Raw genomic sequence first — 11,886 nt, 5'->3', positions numbered from 1 at the left:
TAGCAGTGCGCCCAGAGTGATACCACCAAAACCCGCGATGGCGCTGGCCAACCACGCTGGCCGCGACCGCTTTGGTGCCGGCGCGGCCGTTGTGCTGGGGCGGTCCGAGGTGGGTTCCCCGGTGATTTCCCGCCGCGCCTGGCGAAACAGCGCCCGGTCGATGACGTTGCGGTTCTGCCCGTAGGCGCCCAGCAGCATGCGTTCGCAAATGATATTGATCAGACGGGGAATGCCGCCGCTGAAGTGGTGCACTTCCGTCTGAATGTCTTCGGGAATCAGGGTGCTGCCGCTGGCCAGGCCCGCCACCTGAAGGCGGTGTTGAATGTAAGCGGCGGTCTCTTCCCGGCTCAGTGGGTTCAGGTGGAAGCGCGCGGTGATGCGTTGAGCGAGCTGGCGCAGGGACGGCTGAGCGAGCAGATCGCACAATTCCGGTTGGCCCACCAGAATGATGTTGAGCAGTTTCTCGGTGTGGGTTTCCAGGTTGGTCAGCAGCCGGATCTGCTCCAGCGCCTCGGCACTGAGCGACTGGGCCTCGTCGATCAACAGTACGGTTTTGCGCCCGCGCCCATGGTTGTCCAGCAGCCGATCATAGAGCGCATCGGTCAGGGTTTTGACGCTGGTGTCGTCGTCCGAGATATAGCGGGCTCCGAGCTCATCGCAGATGGTACTTAGTAATTCGGGCACGGAGGCCATGGGGTTCAGAATCAGGGCGATGTCGGTGTCGCTCGGAAGCTGTTCCAGAAGGCAGCGGATGATGGTGGTCTTGCCGGTGCCCACTTCGCCGGTCAGTTGCACAAAACCGCCGCCGCGCAGGCCAAACAACAGGTGCGCTAGGGCCTCCCGGTGCTGCTGACTCATATAGAGGTAGCGCGGGTTGACGGCGATGGCGAAGGCCGGCTCCTGAAGGCCGAAAAACGGGTGGTACATGGCGATCCTTGGTCCCGGTGTCAGACCGCCAGAATAGCCGGAAACTCGGGTCGGTTAAAGCCTCCTCTCCGGCTCGGTCTGACTCGGGCGTGACAATTCTCTGCATCACAAAGGTGCGCCGAAGGGGGCGCTGACGCAAGCTTTGCACCGAATTGGTGCAACTTGAAAAGTTTGGCGCCTTATTCGCCGTCTTTCGATTGGCCTGTTTCCTGCTACGGCTTGGGGTATCAACCCGAAAATTGGAATGACTCAATGAGTTTAAGAAGTACTCGTATGAATCTCTCCGGCGCTGAACGGCGCTGGCTGAACTGGTTTGGCGCTACCGGCAAAGTGCGCATGGGCTGGTCCTGCTGGCTCAACCGCAATCGCTATGCACTGATGGAGCAGGCTTTTGAGAGCGTCGCCCAGACGCGAATCACCATTCTCAATCAGTGGGTGGACGGTCAGTGGGAGCAGATGGTTTCCCTGGCGGCCAGCGTAGAGCAGGATCCAGCCCGCTGGGATACGTTATTGCCACAGCAGCTTCAGCGCTGGGTGGATGCATCGGAGCTGTTTGTCGTGGACGACACCGGCAAAGTGCTGGCCTCCAGCTATCGCGCCAGAGTCGGTGCACGTGACCTGGATGCCCGGGCCCTGGAGGAGGGATTGAAAGGGGCGTTTCTGCATGGGCCCTATGTGGATCGGGCCACGTTGGATATTGGTCCCTCTTCGTCGCGCTTTCACGACGAGGTGACCCTGATGTTTTACCAGCCCGTGGAACTGGCGGACGGAGCGATTGGCTGTGTCTGTGCCCGGGTTCCCAATGACGTACTCGGCGATCTGATTCAACGGGAAGCGGGGCATATTTTCACCGAGTCCGGTGACAATTATCTGTTTATGGTGGAGCCGGGTTTTGATCGGCGCATCGTTGCGGGGACGGCCCTGTCACGGTCCCGCTTTGAGGACAGCACTTTCTCCCATGGCGAAAATCTCAAAAGCGGTATTCACACCGATTGGGGCGTGGTGGGGGTCAAGCGGCACACCGAATTCGAGATCCGCTTTACCGACCCGGCCACCGGCCAGTTGCATCCCGGCGTACGCGAAACCATCCGCAACGGCGAGAACCTGTTTGTCACCTATCCGGGCTATTCGGATTACCGCCACATTCCGGTAATCGGTAAAGGGGTAACCTTTACTCTTAAAGGTTCCAAAGACCGCTGGGGCATGATGTGCGAGGGTGACCTGGAGGAGGTGTATCGCTTTCGTTCTATAACCTATCGGTTCATGGGGTTACTGCTGTTGCCTCTGCTACTGGTGTTCGGCGGCAATATGGCACTGCACGCCTGGAGCGACTGGCCCTTGTGGACCATCAACCTCGCGACCGCTGGAGCATTGGCCGTGGGCGCCTGGAGTTTTCTGGCCCGAGGCCCTAGGCGTCTTGCCCGGCGCCTGGGGAAAATGACGGAAATCATTCACGCCTTGGGGGAGGGAGGCGGCAACCTCAAACAGCGCCTGGACACCCGCAAACTGGTGGCCGATGAAACCGGCGATCTGGGGCGTTGGACCAACAGCTTTATCGACAATCTGGATGGCATTATCGGCTCGGTGATCCGCTCAGCCAACGAGGTCAAGCAGAACAGTGAGCAGATGCTTCAGCGCAATGACAGCGCCAATGCCACCATGACTCAGGTGACCGCCGCTATGGAGCAGATGCTGAGCCTGTTGGAAGAGCAGATCGGCGAAATCAGCAACGCCTCCGGCACCGCCACCGAAATGAAACAGGTCATGGAAACCGTGGTGCGAGAGGCCCGGGCCCAGTTTGAGTCTGCCAGTTCCGGTACCCAGGCGATTCGCAATGCCGTGGAGAACTCCGCCCGAACCATCCACCAGTTGAACGAACGGACGCGGGAAATCGGAGGCATGGTTTCTCTGATCAGCAATATCACCAGTCAGACCAACCTGTTGGCGCTGAACGCGGCCATTGAAGCGGCTCGGGCCGGTGAACACGGCCGAGGCTTTTCCGTGGTGGCCGATGAGGTGCGGGGCCTGGCGGCGCGCACCGCCGATGCGGCCAAAGAGATTGAACAGCAGATTGCCACCATTCAGGAAGAGGCGGCGCAAGCGGCCACCTTCATGGAAAGCAGCGTGGCGGATGTCGATCGGGGGCTGCAACTGGCCAGCGATGCGTCGTCCGACAATTCCGAACTGCACGGGATTGTCGAGCGGATGTTTGAGATCATCCGCCACATTGAAGCCCACAGCCAGGAGCACGGGCAGCAGACCCGCGAGGTGGTGGGGGCCAGCAATGACATGCGGCAGGTGATCCGGGCTCTACACAGCAGCTCGGATCGACTGCGCAGCACGGCGTCGAATCTGCATCATCTGACCAGTGCGTTTCAGGTGAGTGGGTAAGGTGGGGTTACGGCGGATGCGACGGGTTGGGTTATGGCGGATAAGCGAAGCGCATCCGCCATAACCCAAACCAGCGGTTCGCCGAAATGTCTATAACCTCGCCAGTTCCGCCTCGGTCTTCAACCCAAACACCTTACGCATAAACGACGCGGCCGGACAGAACCCGGTGAAGGACTGCTGAAACAGATTGGCGCCCACAAAGACCGTCAGCCAGACAAAACCGGGGTGAACCCAGTAGGTCAGGGCAACGGACAGCAGGACCATAAAACCGGCGAAGGCGGTGACAGCACGTTCAAGACTCATGGTAATTTCTTCGTTTGCTTGCGTTGTTAAAGCCGTTGATTAAAACGCGTATCGAATGCGTGCATACGCGTTGTTGTTGTCTTCGAATTGCCCGAAGAAACTGTGGGTTTCCTCTCCGAAGAATAGGTTAAAACCGGTACTCAGGCTCAGATTGTCGTCAAAGCGATAATCGAACCGCGGACGCACATGGCCATCCTCATCGCTGGGGGAGTAGAACGCGAACAGGGACAGGGTCATCGTGTCCCGGGCATCCCGCCAGGTCAGTCGGGTGGTGACCAGAGTGCGGTTCTGCTCCGCCTCCCATTCGGGATTCGGGCTGTTAAGCACCAACTCGTCATGGTCCTGGGTGTGCTCGAGGTACAGTTGCAGGCTGCCGGTCAGACGGGTCAACAGTTCTTTCTCGTAGCCAACCAGGGCGCGCCACTGACTGTTGGGTGTTCGCGGGTCCGTGCCGCTCGGGTCGTCGAGACTGTCGTGGTGCGACACCTCGGCATTGAACAGTCCCGGGCCCAGGGGCAGGCGAACCGAGCCGCCCAGGGCGCGCAGGCGCGAGAAGGTGGGCTGACCATCCGAACTCAAAGCCGTGGGGCTCTTGTGGAAACCGTCGTAGCCATACAGGGCCCACTCGGTGGAACCGATGTTGCGATAGACGCGCAGGGCGAGTTCATCGTCATCCGGCGTGTCGGCCACAAAGGCCTGGGCTTCGCCGATGATCTGGTCCTCCATGGGATTGAATACCGACAGGCGTTCGCCGCGCGGGTAGACATCGGGTTCGAACTCCGGTGTCCAGGCCAGCTCGATATTGGCGCGGTCAAAGTAGCCGGACAGACGCAGCGCATCCTGAGGCGCCTTGAGGTATTCATCGTCCCGACCGATAAAAAATGCCTGCCAGTCTTTGGCAAACAGATCATTCAGAAACACATAATCCCCGGTGCCCCAGGTCATCACCTGACGGCCCAGCTTCGCATCCAGGTGATCGCCGATGCCGTTACTGACGGTCAGCTCGCGTGCCTGGGCGTCCCATTCGCCGAGCACCTCGTCATAGACCAGGTCACCCTTGACGGTGTACTGAAACCGGCTCGTCGAGCCGTCGGTTTCCAACCGGGCCCGGGCTTCGCCCAGACTCAGCCGGTCGTGATGGGGACTGCGGTCCAGGCGCGAACCCGCGCCCAGCTCGATAAAGCCATAGAGCGGGAACGCCGGGCCGGCCTCTTCTTCCCAGTCGCCGGTTTCCCAGTTATCCCAACCGTCGTCGGTCTGTGCCAGCAACGGACCGCTCAAGAGCAAGGGGCTGACCAGCAGTGACCTGATCGCAAGCGACGTCCAACGCATGAATGAGGCTCCTTCAGTTCAACCAGTCAGTGGGCGGGTTGCGCAGGCTGCGCTCGGAGAAAATGTTCTCCGGAATGCCCAGGTCGTAGCGCACGTTGCGGAACTGCATTTCGGTCTCACCGCCGGTGTCCAGATCGCGCATGATCGAGTGCACCACCGTCGGATAGCCTTCGATGGTTTCAATCTTTTTCACTTCCATCTGGCGATACACCTCGCCCCGGTCGTTGTAGTAGTCGGTGCCCACCGGCAGCAGAGTCTCCCGATCGATGGTGACTTCGTAGTGGCTGAACTCGACCTCGCTCGGGTTCTTGGCAGTGCCGCGCAGGCGGTAGTGTTCGTCGGTGGTTTCCAGCAGCTCGTAGTCATCCAGGTCGGTGGAGCGGCCGGATACATCTTCATAGAAAAAATGCGAGCCCACAAAGGAAGTGCGCTTGTCGCCCGCCGAGATGCGCTTGACCAGGTCCAGGCCGGGCAGATACAGCCAGCGATCATCGTCTGTCTCGGTGCGCTTGACCACCCGGAATACGGTGTTCCGCACATCCGCCGGGCGGGAGAAGAACACCATCATGTCCTGAGTTTGATCATCGTCCCGGGTTTTGCGCAGGATGGTGAACTGGCGGACCTGCCGCCGACCCTGGTTGTCGGTAATGAGCATGCGCGCTTCGCTGCGACCGTCGTCACCGGAGTAAAACGCGACGCGCTCGGCTTTGCGCACAATCTCCCGCGGGTCGGCCAAGGCCTCTTCGGCTTGGGCGCCGACGGCGAACAGCGTCAGGGCCGCGGTTGCCAATACAGTTTTGACGTTCATCATCAGGTTCTCCATTCAATCGGTTAGGATGCGCGAAACAACCAGCGTTGCAGCAGGGTCATGACCGTGGGCAACAGGATCAGGGTCACCAGGGCGGACAGCGCCATGATGGTGGCCAGGAAAAAGCCCACGGTGATGTAGGGCACCAGCGGTGCCACCAGCAGCGGGGTAAAGCCCACGGCAATCACAATGGCGTTGCGGGTAATGGCCCGGCCCGGCTCCAGGAACATGAGCTGCATGGTCTTCGACCAGTCGCCGGTTTCGCGGAAATAGGCCCGGGTGCGCTCCACAAAATGAATCGCGAAGTCGATGGACAGCCCCAGGGTCAGCGCCGAGAGCACGGCTATGGGCATGTCGTAATCCTTGCCCACCCAGCCGATCAGGCCGTAGATCCCGGTGATGGTCAGGGTGAGGGGCAGCATGGCGACAATGCCGAAGGCCACGGAGCGGAACAGCAGCATCATGATGATCAGTACGATCACAAAGGCGCTGATCAGACTGCCTACCATGCCCTCGACCATTTCCGCCTGCCAGACCACATTGAGGTAGGATTTGCCGGCCCACTCGAGGTTAAGACCTTCGGGCAATGGGTTGTCCTGCAAGTACTGGTCTACTGACTCCACCACTGCGGTCATATCCTGGTTGTCACCGCTGGTCAGTTGCAGCCACACCAGGGATTCGCGGTAATCCGGCGTGACGAAGTGCCACAGATCCTGGGGACGGTGGGAGGACTGATATTGCAGCAGCGTCTGGGCCACGGCATCGGCGGAGTCGGGCAAGCGATAATCCTCCGCTTCGCCGGAGCGCAGCTCGCGGTTCACGGTTTTCACCACGTCGGCCAGACTGTTGCTCTTGCCCACCAGGCCGGTGCTGGCCAGGTGTTGCTCGAGCTGCTGGATATATTCCAGATTCTCCGGCTGCAAAAACGCCTGGCTCTGGCTGTCGAGTTGTTCGAGTTGGTTCATCAGTGCTTCGAGGGCGTCGGCATCTTCACCGCCCACCTCGAACAGACGATCGTCCAAGGCCAGAATCAGGTCGGACAGAGACTCGGGGCTGTCCAGTGTCTGGTCCTTCAACCATGTGCGGGTCGCTTCGCTCAGTGACTCGTTGGTGCTTGCATCGGTCAGCGCGGACTGGGCCTTGTCGACCGCGTCACTGCTGGACTGCAACACCATAAAGGCATCGTAGGTACCCGCGAAGTGATCGTTCAGCACCCGGTCGGCAATGCGCAGCTCGTGGTCGGACTTGAACCAGCGAACCGGATTGTCGTTGATCTGGATCTGGGTGATCCCCCACACCGACACCGCAAAGAGGGCAACAAAGCCGACCGTCCAGAGTTTGGCGTGGGAACGGGCCAGTTTGCCCAGGGGCGGCAGTACACGGGCCACCAGGGAGCGATCTTCGGCCGGCAATTTATCCACCATGCGATCCAGGGTGGCGGGGTTCAGACTCACCAGATAGGCCGGAATGAAAATGATGGTGGAAAGAAAGGCCAGCATGATGCCCAGGCCCACAAAAAAGCCGAAAATCTGCACCGGCGGAATGGGGGTCAGCATCAATGACAGGAAACCGATAGATGAAGTGACCGAGGTAAACAGCATCGGCGTGAACAGATGGCCCATCACTTCGGTAACGACCTGGCGCACACTGCTGCCCTTGCGGTAGCGGTCGGCAAACTCGGACATGATGTGCACCGAATCCACCACGGCGATGGGCATCAGGAAAATGGCGATCATGGAAGACATGATATGAACGGTAAAACCGGCCCCGATCAAGGCGCCCATGGTGATCAATACCGTGCTCACGGAGACGATCATCGGTGCCACAATAAAAGGGATGTTGCGGAAAAACACCCACAACAGGATGAAGATCACCAGGCCTGCCAAGGGGGCGGAAATGCCCATCTGAACAAACATTTCATAGCCGAAGCGGTCCTCGGCGATGGGCAGACCGGTGATGTGCCAATCGTCCCCGGCCTCAAAGCCATCAATGTGGGACTGCAGCTCCCGACCAATCGCGTAGCTCTGGTTCTTGTCTTCAATCGGCACGTAGATGGCGGCCGCCTTGCCGTCCTCTGACACCAGGGTGTTGAACAACAGCGGCAGGTCTTCCACGTTCTCGCGGATGGTCCGGGCCTGTGCCTGAGTGTCCGGTGGCTCGCGCATCATCCACTCAAAACGCAGAGTGCCCGCGCCTTCCTGGGTAATGTTGTCGACATTCGACAGGGACATCAGATCCGGGGCAATTACCCCGTCCAGCCCTTCGGCAAACTCACTCAGGCTGTGCAGGTTGGCCAGGGTTTGCGGGTTGTACACGGATTGCTCGTTCACCACGCCCACCACAATGGTGTCGTGCATATCGAAGCGCTCCTTCACTTCGTTGTGAAATACCCGGGCGGGGTTGTCCGTCGGTAGCATGTTCTCCGGGTCCGTGTCGATCTGAATCAGCGGCAGCAGGGCGCTGAACGCCAGGGTCAAAAGGCCCAGCCCCCAAAATACCGCCTTGCGGTGGTTAAGCGCCAGATTTAGCAAGCGTCGGGCCATCAATGAATCTCCAGTAGCGAGCAATAGCAATAGTGTTGAGAGTTATCTAAATTAGAAATATCTAATAAATATACTAAAGCTTGAAAGGGTTGTCACGGGGATATCGATTGATTCTATAAATTAGAAATATCTAAATTATAATTTTTTAATGAAAAGACGGTGAGTGTCACGCAGGAAGTACCTGCGAGCCAATGGCATGGGGCCCAAAAGACCCGGAGAGGTGTTCGAGGTAGGTCGGTCAGGTAGGGTGGATAAGCGGTGAAGCCGCGTCATCCACCAAGGCGACCTGGCGGTATGATGGCACTGAAGGGCTGGGTCAGTCGTTCAATCGAGGTAGGGTGATAAAGAATTCGCTACCCCCCTGAGGTCCATCCCGATAGCCGACTTCGCCACCCAGTTGGCGGCTGATCTCGCGGGTGATTGCCAACCCCAGCCCGGTACCGGGCAGCTTCCGTCGGTCGCTACCATCGGCCTGAGAGAACCGCTTGAACAATTCGCTGCGAAAGTCTGGCGCAATACCGGGACCCGAGTCCCGCACGCGAATTTCAATAACGTTCGCTTGCGGTGCGACCGAAATTTCCACGGCACCCCCCTCGGGAGAAAATTTGATCGCATTAGAGATCAGGTTGTTCAGTGCCTGCATCAGGCGCGTGCCATCGACGTTGACTTGTACCTCTGGCCAGCTATCTGGCGCTACCAATTGAACGTCGTGCTGTGCTCCGTAGCTGGTCATCGAGTCGATGGCTTCATCCAGGAGTGGGCCGACAGTCTGCTGCTCGAAATTCATCGGCATTTTCCCTGCGACGAGTTTCTCCATATCCAGTAGGTCATTGATCAGTGAGGACAAACGGTCTGCGTTTCGTTGAGCGGTATGAAGCATCTTTGCGGCTCTATCTGACATCGAGCCCAAAGCGCCTCCGGCCAGCAGGCCAAGCGATCCCTTGATCGACGTCAGGGGAGTGCGAAGTTCATGGCTGACCGTGGCGATGAATTGATCCTTCATTCGCTCCAGTCGGCGCCGTTCGCTGATGTCTTCGATCAAGGACCAGATTACAGGCCGTCCGTCCGGATCCTGGCTGAGCATGCCCTGCAGTTTTACCGGGTAGCGACTACCATCCTTGCGGATGTACTCCTTCTCGAAAGGGCCATACCGTCCCTGGGTTTTCAGATCGTTCAGTGCCCTCTGTTCGTCTTCAGCGTATTCCTCGGGGGTGATCTGCCAGTAACTCAACTGAACAAATTCTTCGCGGGTGTAGCCGGTGGGTTTGATCAGCGCATCGTTCAGATCAATGAAGCGACCGGTTTTGTAGTCGTTTAACGCCATGCCGATGGGGGCGAACTCAAACAGGCTGCGGAACCGGGTTTCATTTCGCTCAAGTGCCTGTCGCGCCAGCTCTTGATCGTGAATATCGTGCAGGTAGCCGTGCCAAAGGGTGCTGCCGTCACTTAGACGCTCTGGGCGCGCCTGTCCCGCAATCCACCGATAATGGTTATCTCGCGTTTTCACCCGATAGGTTCCCTGCCAGGTTTTGAGGGAGTGGTTCGACGCCTCTATGGTTTGTGTGATTGCCTCCAGGTCGTCGGGGTGAATGGTCTCAAATACGGAACTGGCATCTCTGGCGGCCTGGTCCGGTCTGATACCATAAAGGCTTTCGATCTGATGAGAGCTGAACGGAAAGGTCGATCTGCCATCCGGGAAAAGCCGATACTGATATACCATGCCGGGCAGTTGGGCCATTAGTTTGTTCAATCGCTCATTCCCGGTATCGCTTTCCAATAAGTCTGAAACCCAGCGCGTGAGCAGTCGAATGAACAAACGGTCGGTCTCGTCAAAATCCTCTCCTCGTTGGCTGGACGACGAGAAGTTCAGAGTGCCGAAGGATTCACCTTCGACCGTCAAAGTGACGCCTATGTAAGAGCCCAGGGGTAGACTCTGATAGCACGGGTGCTCGGCGTATGGGCTGCTCGGGGCATCCGAAAGAAACAGTTCCGTCTCTCCCCCGGAAAAGAGCAATTGACACCAGGTGGCGTCCAGGCTGAAGGTCTGTCCCGGCTGAATGCCGGTGTCCGGCTCGGCATCGACCCAGCGAGCGGTATACACGTCACTCTCGATCTTGCTGATAATAGCCAACTCCATGCCGAGAAACTGTCTCGCCTTGGCGAGCGCGTAACACAGTTTGTCGTTGACCGTCTCTCGCGTATTGAAAGCGATATCGTTCAGAAGCACCAATACTTCGTGGTGTTTGTTCAATTGAGCGAGCGATTCTTTTTCGCGGGAAATGTCGACAATCAGCCCTTCAAGAACTCTGTTTTCTGACCTGCTTCCTGCGACCGCACGTCCGCGCTCCTCTACATGGTGAATGCCTCCGGTGCGATGGCGTATGCGGTACTCGAGGTGCCAGTCCTCGTCGTTATCGACCGCGCTTTGGATGGTTTGGGCAACCCGCTCAACATCGTCGGGGTGGATCAGTGTGGTGAGATTGATTTCGGTGTTGTTGATCAGCTCCTCGGCCTTGTAGCCGCTGAGGGTTTGGACCTGATCGTTGACGTAAAGTACAGTCGAGGGGGTGTCGTGTCGGCACCGGTAGGCAACCCCTGGCATGTTGGCGATCAGGGAGGAGAACTCTTCGAGACTTTCTTCGATGGTCTGTTGGGCTTTAATGTCCCGGCTGATGTCGGCATGAGTGCCATACATCAGCAGAGGTTCCCCCTCGGCCGTCCATTCGAAGACCTGCCCCCTGTCGTGCACCCATACCCAATGCCCTTGCTTATGACGCATTCGTGCCTTGCAGTCATAATGTCTCGTCTCGCCACGGAAGTGGGCGTTCAGTAGCGCTTCGGACTGGGCCAGATCGTCCGGATGCGCAAGACTCATCCAGGTGTCGATCGATATGGGCGCCAACTCGGCCAATGTATAGCCGACGATTTCTGCCCAGCGTTCATTGAAAACCGTTTCGCCCGTTTGTACATTCCATTCCCAAGTGCCCACATCGGTGCCTTCAATAACCAGGCGGGCTTGTCGCTCGCTGTCTACCAGCGCTGACTCCAGCTCCAGGCGAGAAGCGCTGATGGGGGCTTCGCTCCGCATCAGGTTTTCGCTCAGAGACACGAGGTCCTTCAATTGGTTGTACTGATCCGCATCAATTGACCGGGGGCGAGTATCGAGCAGGCATAAAGTCCCAATCGGGTGATCGTCGGAATCCCGGAGCGCGGCACCCGCGACGAAACGGACAAAAGGTTCTCCGGACACCCACGGCGAATCTCTGAATTGTGGATCGACTGACGCATCTTCGACGGTGAGCGGGTCAGAGGCGGAGGCACAAAGTATGTGCTCCAGTATCCGGTCACCTTCTGGTATGCCGGAAAGGGCTTGTCCGTCACTGCATACCAGCCGTTGTCGACCATTATCCGTCAGTGAAATCAATGCAATCGGCATGTCGAGGAGCTGTCTCGCCATGCGGTTGATCCGCTCGAGGTCAAGTACGGGGGTGCTGGATGTACTCATAGATGTTATGGCTCTATACCCAACCCGGAGGGTTGTGGGTCAATCGGACAAGGCTAAACACACTTGGTTGCGGCCGG

At 58.3% G+C, this 11,886-nt stretch carries 7 protein-coding genes; 1 reads left to right on the top strand and 6 read right to left on the bottom strand.

The genetic code is table 11. The features are described from left to right. On the bottom strand, window positions 1–927 hold a 927-nt coding region (locus CMG77_RS00070; RefSeq protein WP_286903374.1), incomplete at its 3' end, for an ExeA family protein. 273 nt (window positions 928–1,200) lie between these two features. Here CMG77_RS00070 and CMG77_RS00065 point away from each other — a divergent pair. After that, window positions 1,201–3,318 carry a methyl-accepting chemotaxis protein gene (locus CMG77_RS00065; RefSeq protein ID WP_286903373.1) on the top strand — a complete coding sequence of 706 codons (2,118 nt, stop codon included), beginning with the start codon at window positions 1,201–1,203 and terminating at the stop codon, window positions 3,316–3,318. A gap of 90 nt (window positions 3,319–3,408) precedes the next feature. Here CMG77_RS00065 and CMG77_RS00060 read toward each other — a convergent pair whose 3' ends face one another. The 5 genes from CMG77_RS00060 to CMG77_RS00040 form a co-directional block, all read right to left on the bottom strand. Beyond that, on the bottom strand, window positions 3,409–3,621 hold the full coding sequence (locus CMG77_RS00060; protein ID WP_024460709.1) for a YgaP family membrane protein: 213 nt from the start codon (window positions 3,619–3,621) through the stop codon (window positions 3,409–3,411). A gap of 39 nt (window positions 3,622–3,660) precedes the next feature. Beyond that, a complete protein-coding gene (locus CMG77_RS00055) occupies window positions 3,661–4,953 on the bottom strand; it encodes a hypothetical protein (protein WP_286903372.1) in 1,293 nt (430 codons plus the stop codon). Window positions 4,954–4,966: 13 nt separating this feature from the next. Next, the gene (locus CMG77_RS00050; RefSeq protein ID WP_286903371.1) at window positions 4,967–5,764 is read right to left on the bottom strand and encodes an outer membrane lipoprotein-sorting protein; all 798 of its coding nucleotides are present in this window, start codon (window positions 5,762–5,764) and stop codon (window positions 4,967–4,969) included. A 20-nt stretch (window positions 5,765–5,784) separates the two neighbouring features. Next, window positions 5,785–8,304, bottom strand: coding sequence for an efflux RND transporter permease subunit (locus CMG77_RS00045; protein WP_286903370.1), 2,520 nt, complete (start codon window positions 8,302–8,304; stop codon window positions 5,785–5,787). A 316-nt stretch (window positions 8,305–8,620) separates the two neighbouring features. Then, window positions 8,621–11,809, bottom strand: a complete 3,189-nt coding sequence (locus tag CMG77_RS00040; protein ID WP_286876190.1) for a PAS domain-containing protein — start codon at window positions 11,807–11,809, stop codon at window positions 8,621–8,623. Between the last annotated feature and the right edge of the window lie 77 nt (window positions 11,810–11,886).

It is taken from the genome of Marinimicrobium sp. (genome assembly GCF_002695945.1).
Taxonomy (GTDB): domain Bacteria; phylum Pseudomonadota; class Gammaproteobacteria; order Pseudomonadales; family Cellvibrionaceae; genus Marinimicrobium; species Marinimicrobium koreense.
The sequence above is the reverse complement of the archived record's forward strand: the minus strand, read 5'-3'. Positions and strand labels throughout refer to the sequence as shown.